This window comes from Paenibacillus sp. FSL R7-0048 (assembly GCF_038004505.1).
Lineage (GTDB): Bacteria > Bacillota > Bacilli > Paenibacillales > Paenibacillaceae > Paenibacillus_AQ > Paenibacillus_AQ odorifer.
This window is the reverse complement of the sequence record NZ_JBBORF010000001.1, coordinates 4,343,455-4,365,086: the sequence shown is the minus strand read 5'-3', so window position 1 is coordinate 4,365,086 and position 21,632 is coordinate 4,343,455. Positions and strand designations below refer to the sequence as shown.

Annotated in this window: 19 protein-coding genes; all 19 read left to right on the top strand. The window is 44.7% G+C overall.

Annotated features, from left to right (window positions below; all coding sequences use genetic code 11):
* Positions 1 to 24 precede the first annotated feature (24 nt).
* The 19 genes from NSQ91_RS19400 (at position 25) to infB (ending at position 21,627) form a co-directional block, all read left to right on the top strand.
* The gene (locus NSQ91_RS19400) at positions 25 to 1,428 is read left to right on the top strand and encodes a DUF342 domain-containing protein (protein WP_036688497.1); all 1,404 of its coding nucleotides are present in this window, start codon (positions 25 to 27) and stop codon (positions 1,426 to 1,428) included.
* A 51-nt stretch (positions 1,429 to 1,479) separates the two neighbouring features.
* The gene (locus NSQ91_RS19395) at positions 1,480 to 1,794 is read left to right on the top strand and encodes a hypothetical protein (protein ID WP_076127826.1); all 315 of its coding nucleotides are present in this window, start codon (positions 1,480 to 1,482) and stop codon (positions 1,792 to 1,794) included.
* A 49-nt stretch (positions 1,795 to 1,843) separates the two neighbouring features.
* Positions 1,844 to 2,422: a hypothetical protein gene (locus NSQ91_RS19390; RefSeq protein ID WP_076127828.1), complete on the top strand. Its 579-nt coding sequence runs from the start codon at positions 1,844 to 1,846 to the stop codon at positions 2,420 to 2,422.
* A complete protein-coding gene (locus NSQ91_RS19385; protein WP_076127830.1) occupies positions 2,419 to 3,075 on the top strand; it encodes an endolytic transglycosylase MltG in 657 nt (218 codons plus the stop codon). Before NSQ91_RS19390 ends, NSQ91_RS19385 begins: the two co-directional genes overlap by 4 nt.
* Before the next feature lie 161 nt (positions 3,076 to 3,236).
* Positions 3,237 to 3,938, top strand: a complete 702-nt coding sequence (gene rpsB / locus NSQ91_RS19380) for a 30S ribosomal protein S2 (RefSeq protein WP_036688493.1) — start codon at positions 3,237 to 3,239, stop codon at positions 3,936 to 3,938.
* Between the two features lie 132 nt (positions 3,939 to 4,070).
* Positions 4,071 to 4,721, top strand: coding sequence for a translation elongation factor Ts (tsf, locus tag NSQ91_RS19375; protein ID WP_036688492.1), 651 nt, complete (start codon positions 4,071 to 4,073; stop codon positions 4,719 to 4,721).
* Positions 4,722 to 4,823: 102 nt separating this feature from the next.
* Positions 4,824 to 5,552: a UMP kinase gene (gene pyrH / locus NSQ91_RS19370; protein WP_036688491.1), complete on the top strand. Its 729-nt coding sequence runs from the start codon at positions 4,824 to 4,826 to the stop codon at positions 5,550 to 5,552.
* Positions 5,552 to 6,106: a ribosome recycling factor gene (frr, locus tag NSQ91_RS19365; protein WP_076127832.1), complete on the top strand. Its 555-nt coding sequence runs from the start codon at positions 5,552 to 5,554 to the stop codon at positions 6,104 to 6,106. The genes pyrH and frr overlap by 1 nt, the downstream gene beginning before the upstream one ends.
* A gap of 78 nt (positions 6,107 to 6,184) precedes the next feature.
* Positions 6,185 to 6,952: an isoprenyl transferase gene (locus NSQ91_RS19360; protein ID WP_076127834.1), complete on the top strand. Its 768-nt coding sequence runs from the start codon at positions 6,185 to 6,187 to the stop codon at positions 6,950 to 6,952.
* A gap of 20 nt (positions 6,953 to 6,972) precedes the next feature.
* On the top strand, positions 6,973 to 7,776 hold the full coding sequence (locus NSQ91_RS19355; protein WP_076127836.1) for a phosphatidate cytidylyltransferase: 804 nt from the start codon (positions 6,973 to 6,975) through the stop codon (positions 7,774 to 7,776).
* Positions 7,777 to 7,799: 23 nt separating this feature from the next.
* A complete protein-coding gene (locus NSQ91_RS19350; RefSeq protein ID WP_076190901.1) occupies positions 7,800 to 8,939 on the top strand; it encodes a 1-deoxy-D-xylulose-5-phosphate reductoisomerase in 1,140 nt (379 codons plus the stop codon).
* 247 nt (positions 8,940 to 9,186) lie between these two features.
* Positions 9,187 to 10,461: an RIP metalloprotease RseP gene (gene rseP / locus NSQ91_RS19345; RefSeq protein WP_076127839.1), complete on the top strand. Its 1,275-nt coding sequence runs from the start codon at positions 9,187 to 9,189 to the stop codon at positions 10,459 to 10,461.
* Positions 10,462 to 10,486: 25 nt separating this feature from the next.
* On the top strand, positions 10,487 to 11,935 hold the full coding sequence (gene proS / locus NSQ91_RS19340; RefSeq protein WP_036688477.1) for a proline--tRNA ligase: 1,449 nt from the start codon (positions 10,487 to 10,489) through the stop codon (positions 11,933 to 11,935).
* Positions 11,936 to 12,201: 266 nt separating this feature from the next.
* Entirely contained in the window at positions 12,202 to 16,530 is a 4,329-nt protein-coding gene (locus tag NSQ91_RS19335) for a PolC-type DNA polymerase III (RefSeq protein ID WP_076190907.1), read from the top strand.
* A 199-nt stretch (positions 16,531 to 16,729) separates the two neighbouring features.
* On the top strand, positions 16,730 to 17,197 hold the full coding sequence (rimP, locus tag NSQ91_RS19330) for a ribosome maturation factor RimP (RefSeq protein WP_076127842.1): 468 nt from the start codon (positions 16,730 to 16,732) through the stop codon (positions 17,195 to 17,197).
* Positions 17,198 to 17,223: 26 nt separating this feature from the next.
* The gene (gene nusA, locus NSQ91_RS19325) at positions 17,224 to 18,321 is read left to right on the top strand and encodes a transcription termination factor NusA (protein ID WP_036688470.1); all 1,098 of its coding nucleotides are present in this window, start codon (positions 17,224 to 17,226) and stop codon (positions 18,319 to 18,321) included.
* 28 nt (positions 18,322 to 18,349) lie between these two features.
* Positions 18,350 to 18,658 (top strand): RNase P modulator RnpM, encoded by a 309-nt coding sequence (gene rnpM / locus NSQ91_RS19320; RefSeq protein ID WP_036688467.1) that lies wholly within the window; start codon positions 18,350 to 18,352, stop codon positions 18,656 to 18,658.
* Complete coding sequence (locus NSQ91_RS19315; protein ID WP_036688466.1) at positions 18,651 to 18,974, top strand: YlxQ family RNA-binding protein; 324 nt, start codon at positions 18,651 to 18,653, stop codon at positions 18,972 to 18,974. Before rnpM ends, NSQ91_RS19315 begins: the two co-directional genes overlap by 8 nt.
* Positions 18,967 to 21,627: a translation initiation factor IF-2 gene (gene infB / locus NSQ91_RS19310; protein WP_076127844.1), complete on the top strand. Its 2,661-nt coding sequence runs from the start codon at positions 18,967 to 18,969 to the stop codon at positions 21,625 to 21,627. The genes NSQ91_RS19315 and infB overlap by 8 nt, the downstream gene beginning before the upstream one ends.
* Positions 21,628 to 21,632 lie beyond the last annotated feature (5 nt).

Here is a 21,632-nt window from a genome sequence, read left to right as displayed (position 1 = left end):
AGCGGTGACAAGGGGGAGCAAAATTTGATCGGTCAATATGCTTTGAATCAGTACTTGAGTATAACTTTTTCGGAGGACAAAGGAATCGCGTATTTGCAGTTCTCCAAAAAGGATGAGAATTTTTCCTGCTCATCTACAGAACTGGAAGCCTTCCTGCACAGTCACAATATTCGCTACGGTATCAAGAGTGATGTTGTCGAACGTATTAGTAGTCATCCTGAGGAGTTTTTTTGGAGTAAAGTTCCGATTGCTGCAGGTTATCCTGCTGTGCATGGCACAGATGGACGAGTTATGCTTACAGTTGATCTGGAAGAGGACCGCAAACCGCTTGAGAAAGCGGATGGTAAGGTCGACTACAAGGACTTGGTCCGGCTTCGTAATGTGCTTAAAGGAAAGTTAATAGCTAAAATTATCCCTGCCCAGCCTGGAAAGTTAGGGATGACTGTAACTGGTGATGAGCTTGCTTTCAAGGCTGGAAAGGAAGCTCATTTTAAAATCGGGAAAAATGTACTCATTGATAACGATGGCACTTCGATGTACGCAGCGATTGATGGACTGGTCACGTTAACTGATAACGGGAAAATCAATGTGTTTCCTGTATATGAAGTGAATGGTGATGTCGATTACGGCACTGGAAATATTGATTTTGTAGGTACAGTCGTCATACGTGGGAATGTCCTTTCAGGCTTTACGGTAAAGTCTGCCGGTGATATTCGGGTTGTAGGCGGCGTTGAAGGTGCAGAGTTAATCTCTGGGGGCTCCATTGAAATTACTGGTGGAATTATCGGATATAACAAAGGCCAAGTTACCGCTGGAAAAAGTGTGAAGGTTTCTTTCATTCAAGATGGAAACGTAACCGCTGGGGAAGATGTAATTGTTTCTCAGAGTATTATGCACTCCAATATACGTGCTGGTAGAGATGTTATCTGTAACGGCTCTAAAGGTTTGATTGTGGGTGGAATCGTTCAGTCTGGAGAAAGAGTTGTAGCAAGAACTATAGGTAACACCATGTCCACTGCGACTGTGATTGAGGTAGGCGTGGTTCCAGAGCTTAGAAATGAGATTAATGAACTTCGTCAAGAGCTGCGGCAGCTGCTGGAGAACGAGGATAAAACCTCTAAAGCTTTGTATCTATTAAATCAATTGGCTACTAACGGTCAGCTCCCTGCGGATAAAGTGGCGCTTCGCGTCAAATTAAATGCTACAAAACAATCCCATCAACGTGAAGAAAAAAGAATTAAAGAACGGGTGCTAGAGATAGAAAGAATGTTAGAAGATACAGGTAGAGCGAGAGTTGAGGTTATCAAAACCATTTATGGCGGTTCAAAGATCATGATCGGCAGATATACCCGATTTGTTAAGGATGCTACGGAGCGGGTTGTGTTTATTTACAGTGATGGGGATATATCTTTAACGCCGTACAATTAATCGGGCGGGCAGCATTTGCGGCCGGCCATTACTTGTGAGAGAAGGGTTAAGATGAGCCTAAAACCGGTGGAACTGCAAATTGCTTTGCCTCGCACCACGGAGGCGGGCAAGCTTCAGAATGAATCTCAGCAACGTCCTGCTATCGACCAACATCAATTGGCTGGGCAAAATGTAAAACAAAGTCAGGAATTGGCCATGCGGAGCACTGAAGTGGATGAGTCTTCTGAATCAGCTTTACGGGATGGCGGTGGAAAAGGCAATCAGCATTCAGGTGGCAATTCTTCGTCAGATAAACATTCGAACCCGCCTGCAACCCGTGATGCTGAGCATCCTTACAAAGGCCAACGCATTGATCTAAGTCTTTAATAAGAATCTACACGAATCTACATCTGATATGTAAAAGGAGATAAGGCACTTGCAACCATGGGTTTATATTGTGCTAGTAGGTGTCGCCGCTATTCTTTATGCCCTTTTACTTCCCGCACGTGTAAAGGAAGGAAAAGCTAATCAGCAAAGCCTCAAAGATACAGAGGCTGCGCTTGAGCTATATATGGCAGACATAGAGCGCGAGAATGAGGAACTGGTACAATTAGTTAGTAGTATTAAACAACAATCGCAAACTAATCATAATGTACTGCAGGGACAGGTTAATGAATTACAGAGTCAAGTGGTAGAGTTGCAGAACAGCTCTTTAAAGCTAGAAGCACGAGTGGCCGAGGAAGAAAAGAGTTTGAAAGAACTTGCAGTGTCGGTTGAACAAGGTTCGAAGGTTAAAGTTGGTGTAAACGAAGATCCGTCTCTCCCAGCAGAGATGAGTTCAGTGTCGCCAGATGTGAAAGCGAAACCTATTAGTTCGATAAAATTACGTTACCCAAGATTGTTTGAACTGCATGAGCAGGGCAAATCGATAGACTCCATTGCCAAGACAGCTGGACTTCAGCGAGGGGAAGTGCAACTGATTCTGCAACTTGCCAAACAGGAGGAATCGGTATGATTAAGAACCGTTCATTCTTGTTCGGGCTAGGCACAGGACTAATTACTGGCGCTTTATTACTTCAATTAATGATCTCCGGTGGAGCGGCTCCACTTACCAAAGAACAAGTTCTACAGGGTGCGGAGAAACTGAATATGAAAGTCATCGATGAAGCTGCAGTACCTTCCTCAGGGGAAACTGAGAATGATAATAAAGAGGAAGTCACAGAGACCGGGGGGGCGACAGCAGAAAGCAAGGAGAACGTCAGCCCCTCTGCGCCGGCTGCTGCAGCCTCCCCCACGCCGGCAGTGTCACCTACAACGCCTGAGAGCTCTGATAAAGCCATTGCGCCGAACAAGCCATCTACGCCTACTAACGGCAAGGTTGAGCAGCCAAAGGTCACTCCAAAGGCCAGTGCCGCTCCAACCGCTGTAGCTCCTGTAACGCCTAAAGTCACAGCAAATGCTAGTGTTTCTGTTCGAATTCCATCTGGCAGCACATTGACCGCAACAACAGATATTTTAGCGAAGGCTGGCGTCATTAAAGATAAGTCTACTTTTCTAGAGGCTGCAAACAAACGTAAGATTAATACCAAAATTCAATCCGGTTCTTATAGCTTTAATAAGGGAGAAAGTATTGACTCGATAATAGAGAAATTAATAACTTTAAAGTGATCGTTGCATACACTGAGATAATATGGTATAGTAATTGACGGTGTTAAAACACACGCCGGTTGATTTCGACAAGGGGTGCTTTCTTCTGAAGAAAGTCTTGCTGAAAGATGACGCATGGCGGAGGAGACACACAATAAACCAAACTTAGGAGGTGTGTGAAGATGGCAGTAATCTCCATGAAACAGCTTCTAGAAGCTGGGGTACACTTCGGTCACCAGACTCGTCGTTGGAACCCAAAGATGGATCGTTATATCTTCACTGAAAGAAACGGAATTTACATTATTGACTTGCAAAAAACAGTCAAAAAGGTAGAGGAAGCTTACAACTTTGTAAAAAGCGTCGCTGGTGACAACGGCACAATCCTATTCGTAGGAACAAAGAAACAAGCTCAAGATTCCGTAAAAGAAGAAGCAGAACGTTCCGGTATGTTCTTCATTAACCAACGTTGGTTGGGCGGAACTCTTACCAACTTCCAAACTATCCAAAAGCGTATTGATCGCTTGAAGAAATTGGAATCTTGGGAAGAAGACGGTACTTTTGAAGTACTACCTAAGAAAGAAGTTATCCTTCTTCGCAAAGAGAAAGATCGTCTTGAAAAATTCTTGGGCGGTATCAAGAACATGAAAGGTCTTCCAAGCGCGCTGTTCATCATTGACCCGCGTAAAGAGCGTATTGCAGTTGCAGAAGCTCGCAAATTGGGTATTCCAATCGTAGCTATCGTTGATACTAACTGTGATCCAGACGAAATCGACTACGTAATTCCAGGTAACGACGACGCTATCCGCGCTGTTAAATTGTTGACTGGTAAAATGGCAGACGCTGTTGTTGAAGCTCACCAAGGCGAAGACACAACTACTGCTTAAGTAGCGACTAACACATACAAGAACTTAAATGAAAAGGGTGGTTGGCAGGTGGATAACCTCTCACTGCCCTTTTTTTAGGATAAAGGCCTTGAATAATGTAAGAAAACGACAATTACCTGGAGGGAATAAACAATGGCAGTTGATGCAAAAGCAGTAAAAGAACTTCGTGAAAGAACAGGCGCTGGTATGCTTGATTGTAAAAAAGCGCTTGAAGAAGCTAATAACGATATCACTAAAGCAGCAGAATTACTTCGTGAAAAAGGTCTGTCCGCAGCAGCAAACAAAGCAGGACGTATTGCTACTGAAGGTGTTGTAGAATCTTACATCCACGCTGGCGGCCGTATTGGTGTACTTGTAGAAATCAACTGCGAAACTGACTTTGTTGGTAAAACAGATTCCTTCAAGGAATTTGCTCGCGATATCGCTATGCAAATCGCTGCAGCAAACCCACGTTATGTTCGTCGTGAAGAAGTTCCACAAGAAGATGTTGAGAAAGAAAAAGAAATCCTGAAAGCTCAAGCTTTGAACGAAGGTAAGCCTGAGAAAATCATTGAAAAAATGGTTGAAGGACGTATTGGTAAATATTACGAAGAATATTGCTTGCTTGAGCAAACTTTCGTTAAAGACCCTGACAAAACAATCTCCCAATTGTTGAATGAAAAAATCAGCACCATCGGAGAAAACATCTCGATCCGTCGTTTTGCTCGTTTTGAACTAGGCGAAGGTTTGGAAAAGAAAGTGGATAACTTTGTTGAAGAAGTTATGGCACAAGTTAATCAATAATAGTTTCATCATAAATGTGAAGAATTGAATAAAGGCAAGCATCAGAAGAGCGGAACACGTACACGTAGTGTTCCGTCTTTTGCAGAAAGTGAGGGTATACATTTGGAACAGCCGGTATTTAAGAGAGTAGTCCTTAAGGTAAGTGGAGAGTCTTTGGCAGGACAAAACGGATATGGTATTGATGCCGACATGATTATTTCCATCGCTGAACAGATCAAGGAAGTTGTAGAACTTGGCGTTCAGGTTGCGATTGTTTGTGGCGGGGGGAACATTTGGCGCGGGATCGCGGGCAGCGCAAGCGGCATAGATCGCGCTACTGCAGATTATATGGGCATGCTGGCAACAGTAATGAACTCACTTGCACTGCAGGATGCATTGGAGCAAATCGATGTGCCAACAAGAGTACAGACTTCGATCTCGATGCAGCAAATTGCTGAACCATACATTCGTCGTCGTGCGATTCGCCACTTGGAGAAGGGCCGTGTTGTTATTTTTGCAGCAGGCACAGGTAACCCATTCTTCTCAACAGATACTACTGCAGCACTTAGAGCGGCAGAGATCGAAGCAGAAGTTATTCTGATGGCGAAAAATAAGGTTGATGGAGTATATTCTGCTGATCCGTTCAAAGATAGTACCGCTGAGAAATTCGAACAGCTTACTTATATGGATGTTCTGAACAAAAACCTCGGTGTTATGGATTCAACAGCTTCATCTTTATGCATGGATAACAATATACCGCTCATTGTATTTGCCATTACAGAACAAGGCAATATCAAACGTGTCGTTCTCGGTGAGAAGATCGGAACGATTGTTAAAGGGAGTGTAGATTAATGCCACAATCGGTCAAAAAAAATGCTGAAGAGCGTATGGAAAAAGCGATTTCATCGCTGAAACGGGACTTGGCAACATTACGTGCAGGACGTGCAACAACATCACTTCTCGATCGTATTCAAGTTGAATATTACGGGGCACCTACTCCAATTAATCAGCTGGCCAACATTAGTACTCCGGATTCCCGGACACTGTTGATTCAGCCGTGGGACAAAACATCGATGTCTGATATTGAACGGGCGATCATGAAATCCGATATCGGATTGACACCTGCCAATGACGGCACCATTATTCGTCTTTCTATCCCTCCGCTGACTGAAGAGCGTCGGACGGACTTGGTTAAGCTGACTAAAAAGTTTGGTGAAGAAGCGAAAGTTGCGATCCGCAACATTCGCCGTGATGCCAACGATGATATTAAAAAGATGGAGAAAAACGGTATCTCTGAAGATGAGTCCCGTGGACATCAGGAAGACATTCAAAAAACAACGGATAAGTTCATAGCCGAAGTTGACAAAGTGCTTGTTTCCAAAGAAAAAGAGATTATGGAAGTTTAATGATATTCAAGAGACTTAAGGCCCCTCCGTTAATGGTGGGGTTTGTCTCTTTCTGATAAGAGCTTGGAGGAAACGGAAATGATCAAACGGATTCAAGCGTGGCTGAGCCGTAAAGACAGGCAACAGTCAGTCGAGATTTCACCGGATAACATTCCCCGGCATGTGGCTGTGATAATGGATGGTAATGGACGCTGGGCTAAACGGCGCGGCTTACCGCGCGTTATGGGTCATCAGAACGGCATGAAGGCTGTCAAACGTGCTACGATCGCTGCAGACGAATTAGGTATTAAATACTTAACGATGTATGCGTTCTCGACAGAAAACTGGATACGCCCGAAAGAAGAAGTCGATTACTTGATGCGTTTGCCTGGGGAGTTTCTGGCGATTGAGCTTGATGAGCTAATCGAGAAGAATGTTCAAGTACGCATGATGGGTGACGCTGACGCTTTACCTTCATATACCCGTAAGGCTATGGAAGAGGCGGTAGCTCGAACAAAAGAGAATACTGGATTGATCTTAAATTTTGCTCTTAACTATGGTGGACGCAATGAAATAGAAGGCTGTATGCGCAGCTTAGGGAAAGATATCCAAGCTGGTATATTGTCGCCAGAAGAAATTACATCAGAGTTGATTAACAACAGACTATTAACTGCTGGTTTACCCGATCCTGATTTGCTGATACGTACAAGCGGAGAAATTCGGCTTAGCAATTTTATGTTATGGCAGGTTGCCTATAGTGAACTGTGGTTTACTGATGTGTACTGGCCTGAGTTCGACAAAGAGCATTTGCATCAGGCCGTTGCTGAATATCAACGACGAACACGCCGTTATGGTGGACTGAAGTAGCTTGTTAGGAGATGGAACCTTTGAAGCAGCGATTGATTACCGGAATTGTTGCCGGAGTATTATTTTTAGGGTTATGTGTACTGGGAAACTGGCCGTATCAGGTTCTGCTTATTGCTATGGCTCTTATAGGTTTTTATGAATTTGTCAAAATGATAGGTATTCCTACGCTTTCCGGTACTACTGTTCTGGGTTACGCAGCTATTCTAAGCTTCATGATCCCATGGAATTTGCTTGGTGTTAATGAGCCGTTGTCCTGGGAGCAAGGGATTTGGATTCTGCTGTTATTGTTTCTTCTGGTCACCGTTTTTACTAAAAATAAATTAGATATTCGAGTAACAGCCTTGCTGTTTACTGGTATTGTATACATTGGAATGGGCTTCTCTTATATGGCCGTGGCTCGTGCATCGGATGACGGACATGGTTTGTTCTGGACTTTTTTGCTCCTGTTCTGCATTTGGGGCAGTGATGCGGGGGCATATTTTGTAGGCAGAAGCTTTGGCAAGAACAAGCTCTGGCCGGCCATCAGTCCTAACAAAACGGTGGAAGGTGCTGTTGGCGGGGTACTGATCTCGATGCTTATTTCTATCGTGTTTGCGCTGCTTGCTCCTGAACACTTGACGATAGGACGAGCATTGCTTATTGGGCTTTCTTGTGCGATATTAGGACAGCTTGGAGATCTTGTGCAGTCAGCTTATAAACGTGCGTATGGCATTAAAGACTCAGGTACACTTTTGCCAGGGCATGGCGGTATTCTTGATCGATGTGACAGCTGGATTATCGTATTTCCATTCGTACATATTGTAATGCTTATGCCTTACTATTAAACGAAGGGAGAGAGAGTATAACTATGAAAAAAATAAGTGTTCTAGGTTCGACGGGTTCGATCGGCACTCAGACTCTAGATGTCATCGCAATGCACCCAGACTCTTTTGAAGTAGATGGCTTGGCGGCCGGAACAAATACAACATTATTACTGGAGCAAGTTCGTCGTTTTAACCCGCGTAGAGTCTCTGTGGCAACGAAAGAGCTGGCAGATGAGATTAGATCCAGCCTACCTTCTGGTATAGAGCTTTACAGCGGGAATGAAGGGCTTGTTGAAGTGGCGGCTGGCGGCGATGCCGAAATGGTCGTAACGGCTGTTATGGGAAGCGTAGGGCTTCAATCAACACTAGCGGCAATTGAAGCTGGCAAACATATTGGACTCGCCAATAAGGAGACATTAGTAACGGCCGGACATTTGGTCACTGATCTTGCTAATCGTAAGGGAGTTAAGCTGTTGCCGATTGATAGTGAGCATTCAGCTATTTATCAATGTCTCAATGGCGAGAACATCTCAGATATTGCCTATATTACTTTAACAGCATCCGGCGGCTCATTCCGTGACTTTACGCGTGATCAGCTTAAGGATGTGACGGTAGAAGATGCGCTTCGTCATCCGAATTGGAGCATGGGCGCGAAAATAACGATAGATTCTGCTACAATGGTGAACAAGGGCCTAGAGGTTATTGAAGCGCATTGGTTATTCGGTCTTCCGTATGAACAAGTGAATGTGCTGCTGCACCCGGAGAGCATCATTCACTCTTATGTTGAATTCCGTGACAGCAGTATTATTGCCCAGCTTGGCAATCCCGATATGCGTGTCCCGATTCAATATGCACTTACTTATCCAGCTCGTTGGGAATCTCCGGCACAGCGTTTGTCGTTAGCAGAGATAGGACGTTTGACCTTCCGTGAAATGGACTTTGAACGTTACCCTGCACTGAAGCTAGCGATAGATTGTGGAAAAGCTGGTGGAACAGCGACTACGGCTTTTAATGCTGCGAACGAAATAGCTGTTGCTCGATTCTTGAGTCATGAGATCTCTTTTCTGCGTATTGAGGAGATTATCGGAGAAGTGCTAGATCGTCATAATAACGAGCATAATCCGAATCTGGAACAAATTGAATCCTGTGATAGACGTGTTCGAGAACTGGCAGCTACGCTGTAGAACGTTGAAAGATCTCCTTTTAGAAATATAAGAAAGTATAAGTTTCACTTTATACAGTATCCTTATATTTCTCGCGTAAACGCGTACCGACTCCTTAAGGGACACCGATGGTGTTATTGCTTGACTGGAAATACTTACTTTGCCCTAAAAATAGGTTGGGACAGTTGATTCTCTTGTGCCTGATCGGAGAATAATGATAAATTAAGAGGACATACTTCGGTCTTACACCTAAAGGGGGATGATACGTTTGGAAATGGTTCAGGTCGTTTTTTTAACGGTGCTCATGTTTTTTGTACTTGTGACTGTACACGAATGGGGTCACTATTATTTTGCCAAACGCGCCGGTATTCTCGTGAGGGAATTTGCTATCGGTTTCGGTCCGAAACTGTTTTCTTATAAACGGAATGAGACTCAGTTCACTCTTCGCTTACTGCCTTTTGGCGGTTATGCCCGTATGGCTGGTGAAGATCCTGAGATTGTCGAGATTGGTTCTGGACAGACCATTGCGGTAAGGCTCGGACAAGACAATAAAGTTAAAAACATTTATCTGGATGCACTAGACACCCGTAGAAATGTTATCCGTGGTGAGGCGCTGAATACCGATCTCGAGGATAAATTGCAGATTACCTTAGATGTGGACGGAGAAGTTACTACTTATGATGTTCATCCGCAAGCGATGATGATTAAAGGAACGCAACAGACACAAATTGCACCTAAAGATCGTCAATTCGGCAGCAAGACCGTGGGTCAGCGTGCGTTGGCTATTGTTGCGGGTCCTGTGATGAACTTTCTGTTAGCCTTTGTACTCTTCGCCATCCATTTGCAAATGGTCGGTATTCAAGTTGAAAATCCTACTTTTGTTAAGATTGGCGACGTCTCCGAAGGAATGCCTGCGCAAGAAGCAGGACTCCAAAAGGGCGACATCATTGTCTCCATCAATGGTGAGAAGATCGGTGCTGATTACCAAAAAATGATTAGCTTGACCTCGGAGTCCAAAGGGAAAGAAATGAACTGGACGCTGCAGCGGGGAGAGGAAACCCTTAACGTTACGCTAGTTCCTCGTAGTATGGAAGGGCAAGAAGGCGGTAAAATAGGCATCACTCCTGAGCTGCCTACTCGTAAAGCTGGTTTTGGCGAGACGATAACAGGTTCAGGAAAAGCTATGGTCGATACGACAGAAGCTATCTTTTTGGGCTTTAAACAATTGATCAATAAATTCAATATGGATGATATTGGAGGTCCGGTTCGTACGTTTGAAGTAACCGGTCAAATTGCTCAACAAGGTATTCAGTATCTTACATACTGGGCCGCTATTTTGAGTCTATATCTGGGGATATTTAACCTCTTGCCGATTCCGGCACTCGATGGAAGCCGTCTGGCATTCCTAGGTGTAGAGGCACTGCGTGGCAAACCTGTGGATCCGGGTCATGAAGGCATGGTTCACTTTGTAGGTTTTGCACTGCTATTTTTATTAATGATTGCTGTTACGTATAATGATATTTTACGTTTGATCAGCGGCTAATTTTCTTCGGGAGGCATTCCATTACATGGCAAAAGATAAACAATTCGTTACGGAAATCACGCCGCAAAGCGAGGATTTCTCACGCTGGTATATTGATGTTATTAAAAAAGGAGACTTGATGGATTACTCTCCTGTTCGTGGCTGTATTGTATTTAAGCCAGAAGGCTATGAAATATGGGAGCATATTCAGGAGGAAATGAACCGTCGACTCAAGGAAACTGGGCATCGAAACGCTTATTTTCCAGTGTTCATTCCAGAGAGTTTCTTTCAGAAGGAAAAGGATCACATTGAAGGCTTTAATCCAGAGCTGCCATGGGTAACAGAAGCGGGTGGTGACGTACTTGAGGAACGTCTCGCAGTTCGTCCTACTTCAGAGACCATGTTCGGCCACATGTACTCCAAATGGATTCAATCTTATCGTGATCTTCCTGTACTTATCAATCAATGGGCGAACGTGGTTCGTTGGGAGAAACGTACATTGCCATTTATCCGCACTACTGAGTTTCTTTGGCAAGAAGGGCATACCGCGCATGAGAATGAAGCGGAAGCTCGTGAAGAAACTATGCGGATGCTGGATAACTACCGTGATTTTGTCGAGACCTATCTTGCCATTCCGGTTATTACCGGACAAAAGACACCTTCCGAGCGTTTTGCCGGTGCGGTAGATACGTATTCTATTGAAGCGATGATGAAGGATGGACGCGCTGTTCAGGCTGCTACTTCACATTACCTTGGCACCAAGTTTGCCACAGCTTTTGAGATTCAATATTTAAGCCGTGACAATAATTTGGAGTATGTACACACTACTTCATGGGGCTCAACCACTCGCTTGATTGGCTCCTTGATTATGGTACATGGAGATGACCGCGGTCTTGTTCTGCCGCCTAAGGTAGCTCCAACGCAAGTTATTATGATTCCTATCGGACCTCCTAAGACCCGCGAAGCTGTGATTGGGCGGACGGACGAGCTGTTTAAGGAATTGAAGAATGCTGGCGTTCGTGTACGTGTAGATGATCGTTCAGATGTTACCCCAGGCTGGAAGTTTAATGAATATGAAATGCGTGGAGTGCCAGTACGTTTGGAGCTTGGACCACGCGATATGGAGAATGGCGTCTGCGTTCTCGTCTCACGTGTCACCGGTGAGAAGAAGGTTATTCAACAGGAAAACCTCGTAGAAGAGGTTCAAACAATGCTTGAACAGGTTCACAATGAAATGTTCGAACGTGCGCTGAAATTCCGTGAGGACCATTTCTATTCTGTGGATTCCTTGGAGGAAATGAAAGCTTCGATGGACGAAAAACGTGGATTTGCTCTAGCGGGATGGTGTGGTTCCGAAGAATGCGAGTCCAAAGTTAAGGAAGAGACAGGTGCGGGTAGCCGCAATATTCCTTTTGATCCAGCGGAGACTAAGCAAGTCTGCATATGCTGTGGCCAACCAGCCAAGCATACTGTGGTTTTTGCAAAGGCATATTAATCTTTAGGCACCGATCAACAGTCTTGTAGTATTTTAATTTAGCTTCTGGCGAGAGGAGTCGGCGGGCCGTAAGAACCCAATGCTTTTTGAACCCAGAAGCTTTTTAAAATATAAGAATTTATAGGTTTTCACTATAAATTCTTATATTTTTACGAGAAACAGTTGTCGTCTTTAAAAGTCGACTACATCGTTTCTTCTTATCATATTGTACTTTCACTGTATATCATGGATAGTTTTAACTGGGTTATTAAAGGTGGGAGGAAAGCATGGAACAAAACCAGGAGAGAAGAAAAAGGTTCGAGCTCTTGATGAAGCAGGGTGAAATTCCACCTGCAATCATGGACCCCTACTTTTTGGATGGGTATATAGAACGTGTTGAGATCAGTCGTGGCAACCGGGACTGGCAAATCGTTATAGCGAAAGATAGTCTGGTTCCAGCACAGGTATATCGGACATTTTGCCTTAGAATGCGTGAGAAGCTACAGCATATAGCTAAAGTAAGCTTTTTGTTCCTATATGATGAGAAGGTTAGCAGAGCGGAGCTTGTCCAGGAATATTGGGGACTGTTTCTGGAGTGGGTACATCGGGAGATTCCATCGGTAAACGGCTGGCTGACCCGCTCCTCGCAGGAGCTTAAAGAGGATACTTTAATGTTAACGATGAGTGATTCCACTTCGATGGAGTTAGCTCGCAAAAAAAGCATCGATGGAGCAATTATTAAATTTTATGATAAGTATTTCGGTCTCTCCTTAAAGGTTAAATTACTAATGGCGGAGAACGAAAATAATAATGTTGAAGCATTCGAAGAATTTCAGCAAAAGCTTCAGCAAGAACAACGCGAGATCGTTGAGCAGATGATGACTGCTGTGGAAACAGAAGCTCCTGCTGATGATAGCGATCCTAATGAAGTAATTAAGCTTCAAGTGGGGTATGAAATTAAGGAACAGGCCGTGCCGATTCTTGAAATTCAAGATGAAGAGAAGAAAATTACAATTCAGGGTACCATTTTTGGTCTGGATCGTAAGGAGCTTCGCAATGGCAGTACCTTGTTCACTTTCAGTCTGACCGATTTTACGGATTCTCTACAAATGAAGATGTTCGCGAAGACTAAAGATGATCTGAAGGTTATGAGTCAGCTAGCTAATGGCAAATGGGTAAGAGCACGCGGGAAAGTAGAATATGACCGTTTTATGCAGATTCCTGAGCTCGTGATGATCCCTTCGGATTTAACGGAAGTTAAGGCACCGCCTGCGCGTAAAGATACAGCTCCTAAGAAACGGGTGGAATTCCACCTTCACACTACGATGAGTACGATGGATGCGGTCACTCCGATCACTACCTATGTCAAAACAGCTGCCCAGTGGGGGCATCCTGCGATTGCGATTTCTGATCATGGCGGCGTTCAGGCTTTTCCTGATGCAAACCATGCAGCTCATAAGCATAAGATAAAAATGATTTATGGCGTGGAAGCTAATGTTGTGAATGACTCTGTGAATATTGTTGAGAACGCTCAGCCTTTGGACTTGAAGACAGCTACCTATGTAGTGTTTGATATAGAAACCACGGGTTTATCGATTACCCGCAATAATATTACGGAGCTGGCGGCCATTAAAATGTGCGAAGGCAAAGAAGTAGACCGTTATTCTACTTTTGTTAATCCGCATGAGAAAATCCCTTATCATATTCAGCAATTGACCAATATTACGGATGAAATGGTTAAGGATGCTCCTGATCTTGAACCAGTGCTGCGTAAGTTTGTTGAATTTGTGGGTGACAGTATCCTTGTAGCTCATAACGCCAGATTTGATATGGGTTTTATTCAGGCCTCGTTACGTAAAATAGGTGAACCTGTGCTTCCGAATCCATCTCTTGATACGCTTGAGCTCGCGCGGTTACTATATCCAAGCATGAAGAATCACAGGCTGAACACATTAGCCGATAAATATAAAGTTCTTCTGGAAAGCCATCACCGTGCGATTGATGATACCATAGCACTCGGCGGTATATTAACAGGATTGCTCGCAGATGCTGAAAAGATGAAGGGCATGACCCGCCTTGATCGACTAAACGATTATGTGGGTAATGATCTTTCGAACACACGACCGTTCCACTGTAATATTTATGCACTAAATCAAATAGGGAAAAAGAATCTCTATAAGCTCATTTCCATGTCACATACGGAATATTTCAAACGTGTACCTTGTATTCCAAAATCCAAGCTGGAAGAGCATAGAGATGGACTGCTAGTGATTTCCGGTTGTGAACGTGGAGAGTTTTTTGAAGCAGTACTCAACAAAACGACTGAGGAAGCCATGGAGGTTGCTCATTTTTATGATGTGCTGGAGATTCAGCCATTGACCATGTACATGCACTTGGTGGACAAGGGCTTTGTAGCAGGCCCTGATGAGCTTCGCGATGTAGTCCGGAAGGTTTGCGAAATAGGGGAACAGTTGAATAAACCTGTTATCGCAACGGGGAATGTACATTATCTTGAACCCCGGGACAAGCTGTATCGTGATATTACGATTAATGGGATCACGGGCTTTAGTCCGCTTAAAGACCAACGCAAACCGGATGCACACTTCCGCACAACAGATGAAATGCTGTCTGAATTCGAATTTCTTGGTGCTGAAAAAGCGATGGAAGTCGTTGTCACAAATACAGTTGAGCTGGCGGAGCGTTTTGAAGAACTGGAGCTATTTCCAGATAAGCTATTTACACCAATTATTGACGGGGCGGACGAAGAAATTCGCGAGACCTGCTACAATACTGCCAAATCCATTTACGGTGAAGAGCTGCCTGAGGTAGTTATTGCCCGTTTGGAGAAAGAGCTTGCACCGATTATTAAATACGGGTTCTCTGCCAACTATTTGATTTCTGAACGTCTCGTTAAAAAGTCAAATCAGGATGGGTATCTCGTAGGCTCGCGGGGTTCCGTAGGTTCATCTGTAGTAGCTACATTTCTAGGAATTTCAGAAGTTAATCCTTTGCCTGCGCATTATATTTGCCTAAACCCCGAGTGTCGCCATAATGAATGGTTCCTGGACGGTAGTGTGCGGAGCGGATTCGATTTACCAGATAAAGTCTGCCCGGATTGCGGTCTGAAGCTCAAAGGTGAAGGCCAGGATATTCCGTTCGAGACCTTCCTTGGATTTAAGGGGGATAAAGTCCCCGATATCGACTTGAATTTCTCAGGGGAATATCAACCGAATGCACATAACTTTACCAAAGAAATGTTTGGTGAGAAAAATGTATTCCGTGCCGGAACGATTGGTACCGTAGCTGAGAAGACAGCCTTCGGATTTGCAAAAAAATACGAAGAACTTCACCAGAAACGTTGGCGTGGAGCTGAAGTTGGCCGTCTGGCGGCTGGCTGTACAGGCGTTAAACGTAGTACGGGACAGCATCCGGGTGGTATAGTCGTTGTTCCAGACTATATGGAGGTAGAAGATATTACGCCAGTACAATTCCCGGCGGATGATGTCAATGCTGAATGGAAGACCACACACTTTGATTATCACGCTTTTGACGCGAATTTGCTGAAGCTTGATATTCTGGGTCATGATGATCCGACGATGATGCGGATGCTTCAGGATTTGACAGGTGTTGATCCAACTTCTATCCCGATGAATGATCCGAAAGTAATGAGCATGTTTAACTCTACAGATGCACTTGGAGTAAGACCTGACGAAATCAGATCACCGGTTGCGACCTATGGTGTGCCCGAAATGGGTACCAAGTTCGTACGTCAAATGCTTATTGAGTCGAAGCCGTCCAGCTTTGCTGACTTACTGCAAATATCAGGTTTGTCTCATGGTACTGGAGTTTGGCTTGGTAACGCTCAAGAGCTTATAAAGAATAACACTTGTAACATTAAGACCGTTATCGGTTGTCGTGATGACATCATGCTCTTCTTAATTTATAAAGCGGGAATGGATGCGAGCTTGGCCTTTAAAATTACCGAGAGTGTTCGTAAAGGTAAAGGTTTGTCTGACGAATGGATCGAGGAAATGAAAAAGTGCAAGGTCCCACAATGGTATATTGATTCTTGTCTAAAGATTCAATACATGTTCCCGAAGGCGCATGCTGCTGCATACGTAATTTCTGCAGTACGTACCGCCTACTTCAAGCTGTATCATCCTATTGAATATTATGCGACTTATTTCTCTGTACGTGCAGCAGATTTTGATATTGAATTGTGCTGTAAGGGGTATGAAGCCATCAGCCGTCAGATCGTAGAGATTGAGCAAAAAGGATTTCAAGCTTTGCCTAAGGAAAAGGCTATGTTGCCTGTCCTTGAGATGGCTTTGGAGATGACGGCACGTGGGTTTACATTCAAAAACATTGATCTTTACCGCTCAGAAGCGAATAAGTTTATTGTTGATGACAAGAGTTTGATTCCTCCGTTTTCTGCTTTAGCGGGAATTGGTGAGAATGCTGCTATCAACATAGCTGCTGCGAAAGATGCTGGCGAGTTCCTGTCTATTGAAGATTTCCAGCAGAAATCAAAGGCAAGTAAGACGGTTATAGAGCTGCTGACCGGCATGGGCTGCTTCCGCGGCTTACCGGAAAGCAATCAACTTTCCCTATTTTAAAGGCTTTAACAACACTTATTTCATGGCTAGAAAAGAGTGCTCCAAAGGGGGAGTCAAGGGCTAGCACTTGTCAGTCCAGTTTCCCTATGGTATAATTTCTTTGGTAATAATGAGATAAGTCCGTTGTGTAAAGAGTGGGGAAACCCACTCTTTATCTTTGGTATATAGCAAAAGACAAGTTCGTGGAGGTAATTTTCTTTTGAGCACACCCAAATCTAAAATTAAACAAACGGTAGAGCAGATGCTCGGGCCCTATCTCGACGACAATGGTTTCGAACTGGTGGACGTTGAATACGTGAAGGAAGGCTCCAATTGGTTTCTGCGTATATTCGTAGATAAAGAAGGCGGCATTGATATTGATGACTGCGGGATCATTAGCGAATATTTCAGTCAGAAGTTAGATGAGAATGATCCTATTCCTGAGGCATATTTCCTTGAGGTTTCCTCGCCGGGAGCAGAGCGTCCTCTCAAAAAAGCTGCGGATGTAGCTAAAGCGGTAGGTAAGGACGTGTATGTGACTGTTTATGAGCCGATTCAAGGACTCAAAGAATTTGAAGGTCGTTTGCTCTCGTTCGAGAACGAGGAACTGCTCATCTCCGCGGGCAAAAAAGAACATGTAGTACCGTACGCCAAGGTCGCAAGTGCGAGATTGGCCATTATTTTTTAACGTCTTGAAAGGGGGGCCGGAAATTCATGAGTATGGAGTTTATTGAAGCAATGAATGAGCTGGAGAGGGAGAGAGGCATCAGTAAAGATGTGCTGTTTGAAGCGATTGAAGCGGCGCTGATCTCTAGTTATAAACGTAATTTCAATGCAGCACAGAACGTGCGTGTTGACATGAATCGCAATACAGGTGTCATTAAAGTGTTTGCCCGCAAGTTAATTGTTGAGGAGGTCCTGGATACAAGGACTGAAATCTCATTGCCGGCAGCCAGAGAAATTAACCCGCATTTCCAGCTGGAAGATATCGCTGAGCTTGAAGTGACACCGCGTGATTTTGGACGTATTGCCGCACAGACTGCTAAGCAGGTTGTAACTCAACGAATTCGCGAGGCAGAGCGTGGACTTATCTATAATGCTTTTATCGACAAAGAAGATGATATCGTTACTGGACTAGTTCAACGTCAAGATATGCGGAACATTTACATTGATCTTGGTAAAATCGAAGCGGTTCTTCCGCTTAGCGAATTGATGCCAGGTGAAAAGTTCAAACAAAGCGAACGCATCAAGGCTTATATCACAAAAGTTGAGAATACAACAAAAGGTCCGCAGATTATGCTCTCCCGCAGTCATCCTGGATTACTGAAGCGTCTGTTCGAGCTTGAAGTTCCTGAAATATTTGATGGTGTAGTTGAGATTCGTTCTGTAGCCCGTGAAGCTGGCTTCCGCTCGAAGATTGCTGTGTATTCCCGCAATCCAGAAGTAGATCCCGTTGGTTCTTGCGTAGGTCCAAGAGGCACACGCGTTCAGACCATCGTTACTGAGCTTCGCGGTGAGAAGATCGATATCGTCCGTTATTCTGATCTGGTGCAGGAATATGTTGCGAATGCACTTAGCCCTTCAAAGGTTCTTGAAGTTCAAGTCTTTGAAGCGGAGAAGATGGCGAGAGTTATCGTTCCTGATTATCAATTGTCACTGGCTATCGGTATTAAAGGGCAAAATGCACGTCTTGCCGCTAAACTTACCGGCTGGAAGATTGATATCAAGAGTGAAACTCAAGCGGAGCAGGAATACGGCAGACCGAAATCTTCTATTGATGAAATGCATCAGGATTCCGTCTCCATAGATTAATTAACCTGCTTGACGGGAGGCGTTTGTTATGAAACAAAAAAAAGTGCCGCTGCGTAAATGCGTTGCTACCCAAGAGATGATGCCTAAAAAAGAGCTGATTCGTGTGGTAAGAACGCCTGAAGGTGAAGTGCTGATTGATCTGACGGGCAAGAAGTCAGGCCGTGGTGCTTACATATGCGGCAAGCTTGAATGCTTTCAGCTGGCACAAAAGAACAAAGCACTTGACCGTGCATTGAAATGTCAAGTGAGTCCTGAAATCTACGCCCAGCTAGCCCGGGAGTTTACTTCCGTGGAAGAGCAGTTTCTAGCAGCAAAGGATAGTGAGGATAATGAGTAAGGCGCTTTCTTATTTAGGGCTTGCCATGAGAGCAGGCAAGATAGTCACCGGTGACGAGGCTGTACTCAAAGCTGTACGGTCTTCAGAGGCGAAGCTGGTCGTTCTGGCAGGTGACGCTTCAGATAATACCCAAAAAAAGTTCCGTGATAAATGCGGAACTTACGATATTCCACTAGTAATCGCATTTCACCGGGATGAACTCGGTGCAAGTATTGGTAAAGACCAGCGTGTAGTACTGGCCATTACGGATAAAGGATTCGCGGAAATGATCTCCAAGCAACTCGGAGATACTGTCGGAGGTGGATTTATTGACTAAAGAAGAGAACAAAGATAAATTGCGCGTGTACGAATACGCCAAGTCACTAAACATGAGCAGTAAAGAAATTATTACTATTCTGAAGCGTTTGAATGTCCCTGTGAATAATCATATGAGTGTCATGGAGAATGGATCCGTGAACAAAGTTGAACAGTTCTTTAAGGATATCAAATCAAACGCTGCAGCCAAGCGGGATACCGGCACCAGCAGCCGGCCGGTAACAACCGGTGCGGTAACAGCCGAACCTCAAAGTGCTCAGAATGCCAACAAAAATCAACAGGAAAAGCAGGTAGGTATGAACAGTAACCAAAACAACAACCAATCGACGACGTCCCCAAGGCCCCAAAGCGGACAAGATTCCCGCAGAACACAAACAGGTTCAACGCAGAATGCACGTCCGCAACAAAGCGGTGCTCCACGTACTAACAGTACTAGCAGTACTAGCAGCAGCCGCCCGCAAGGCAGCACTACTGGCGGCAATCGCCCACAAGGTAGCAATACCGGTGGCAGCCGTCCGCAAAGCAGTAATACTGGCGGCAACCGTCCACAAGGTAGCAATACTGGTGGCAGCCGTCCGCAAGGTAGCAATACTGGTGGTAGCCGCCCACAAGGCAGCAACACTGGTGGAAGCCGTCCACAAGGCAGCAACACAAGTGGCAGCCGTCCGCAAGGACAAAGCAGTGCACCACGCACTGACAGCCGTCCACAAGGTCAATCTGGCACAGGCGGAGGTTTCACACGCGGTGATGACAGAGGTCCTAAAAAGAACACAACTGGTGGCAGACCGAATAATAATCAAAGACGTTTCGATGATGGTAAAGGTGGTAACTACCGCGGTCGTGGTGGTAAGAATGGCCGTGGCAAGAACCAGCCAATGGTACACCGCGAGAAGATCGATAACACACCTAAGAAAATCATCGTTCGTGGCAGCATGACCGTTGGTGAAACAGCGAAATTGCTTCACAAGGATGCTTCTGAAGTAATCAAAAAGCTGATTTCGATGGGTGTTATGGCTACCATCAACCAAGAACTTGATATCGACACCATTTTGCTACTCGCTGCTGAATTTGGCGTAGAAGTAGAAGTGAAGATTCCTGTTGACGAGGACAGCTTCGAAACAGTGGAAGAGAATGACAATGAAGAGGATCTTCAGACTCGTCCTCCAGTAGTTACTATTATGGGTCACGTTGACCATGGTAAAACTACACTACTTGATGCTATTCGTTCGACCAATGTGACGCTAGGCGAAGCCGGCGGAATCACTCAGCACATCGGTGCTTATCAAGTCGAAATCAACCAAAAGAAAATCACGTTCCTTGATACACCTGGTCACGAAGCATTTACTGCTATGCGTGCTCGTGGTGCACAGGTTACGGATATGACAATTATCGTAGTAGCTGCTGATGACGGTGTTATGCCTCAGACCGTTGAAGCTATTGCACACGCTAAGGCTGCTGGACTTCCGATTATTGTCGCTGTTAATAAAATCGACAAACCGGGTGCAGATCCTGATAAGGTGAAGCAAGAGCTTACAAGTTATGAACTTGTTCCTGAAGAGTGGGGTGGAGATACCATCTTCGTTAACCTCTCTGCGAAACAACGTATTAACTTGGAAGAACTGCTGGAAATGATCCTGCTCGTAGCTGAAGTTAATGAGTACAAAGCGAACCCTGACAAACGGGCACGCGGTACTGTTATAGAAGCTGAGCTTGATAAATCCCGTGGACCAGTTGCTCGTATACTCGTTCAGAACGGTACGTTGAAAGTCGGCGATGCCTTTGTAGCAGGTAACTGCTTCGGACGTGTACGTGCGATGGTCAATGATAAAGGTCGTAAGATCAAAGAAGCTGGACCATCTACTCCAGTAGAAATTACTGGTTTGACTGAGGTGCCACAAGCTGGCGATCCGTTTATGGCTTTTGAAGACGAGCGTAAAGCGCGTGCGATTGCTGATAGACGTTCTACTTCCCAACGTCAATCTGAGCTGAATACGAACACCCGTGTAACTTTGGATGATCTGTTCCAGCACATTAAAGATGGCGAGATCAAAGACCTTAACGTGATTATCAAAGCTGACGTACAAGGTTCAGTCGAGGCGCTTAAAGGATCTTTGGCTAAGATCGAAGTGGAAGGCGTGCGCGTGAAGATCATTCACAGCGGTGCTGGTGCGATTACTGAATCCGATATTACGCTTGCAGCAGCATCGAATGCTATCGTTATCGGCTTTAACGTTCGTCCAGACGCACAGACCAAAGCAGCTGCTGAGCAAGAAAAAGTAGATGTTCGTCTGCACAACATTATCTACAATGTAATTGAAGAAATCGAAAGTGCCATGAAAGGTATGCTCGATCCTATCTATAAAGAGAATGTTATCGGTCACGCCGAAGTTCGCAGCGTGTTCAAAATCAGCAAAGTGGGTACCATTGCAGGATGTATGGTTACTTCCGGTAAAATTACCCGTAATGCTGAAATGCGCTTGATCCGTAGCGGAATCGTAGTGTTCACAGGTAAGGTTGATACTTTGAAACGTTTCAAAGATGATGCCAAAGAAGTGGCGCAAGGTTATGAATGTGGCATAACTTTGGAACGCTATAATGACGTCCAAGAGGGCGACATTATCGAAGCGTTTCTTATGGAAACTGTAGAGCGCTAAGCGAA

Excerpts from the sequence above, each read along its gene's own strand:
- NSQ91_RS19395 (WP_076127826.1), top strand. The coding sequence starts at position 1,480 with ATGAGCCTAAAACCGGTGGAACTGCAAATTGCTTTGCCTCGCACCACG.
- NSQ91_RS19385 (WP_076127830.1), top strand. The coding sequence starts at position 2,419 with ATGATTAAGAACCGTTCATTCTTGTTCGGGCTAGGCACAGGACTAATT.
- rpsB (WP_036688493.1), top strand. The coding sequence starts at position 3,237 with ATGGCAGTAATCTCCATGAAACAGCTTCTAGAAGCTGGGGTACACTTC.
- tsf (WP_036688492.1), top strand. The coding sequence starts at position 4,071 with ATGGCAGTTGATGCAAAAGCAGTAAAAGAACTTCGTGAAAGAACAGGC.
- frr (WP_076127832.1), top strand. The coding sequence starts at position 5,552 with ATGCCACAATCGGTCAAAAAAAATGCTGAAGAGCGTATGGAAAAAGCG.
- NSQ91_RS19360 (WP_076127834.1), top strand. The coding sequence starts at position 6,185 with ATGATCAAACGGATTCAAGCGTGGCTGAGCCGTAAAGACAGGCAACAG.
- NSQ91_RS19350 (WP_076190901.1), top strand. The coding sequence starts at position 7,800 with ATGAAAAAAATAAGTGTTCTAGGTTCGACGGGTTCGATCGGCACTCAG.
- proS (WP_036688477.1), top strand. The coding sequence starts at position 10,487 with ATGGCAAAAGATAAACAATTCGTTACGGAAATCACGCCGCAAAGCGAG.
- NSQ91_RS19335 (WP_076190907.1), top strand. The coding sequence starts at position 12,202 with ATGGAACAAAACCAGGAGAGAAGAAAAAGGTTCGAGCTCTTGATGAAG.
- nusA (WP_036688470.1), top strand. The coding sequence starts at position 17,224 with ATGAGTATGGAGTTTATTGAAGCAATGAATGAGCTGGAGAGGGAGAGA.
- rnpM (WP_036688467.1), top strand. The coding sequence starts at position 18,350 with ATGAAACAAAAAAAAGTGCCGCTGCGTAAATGCGTTGCTACCCAAGAG.
- NSQ91_RS19315 (WP_036688466.1), top strand. The coding sequence starts at position 18,651 with ATGAGTAAGGCGCTTTCTTATTTAGGGCTTGCCATGAGAGCAGGCAAG.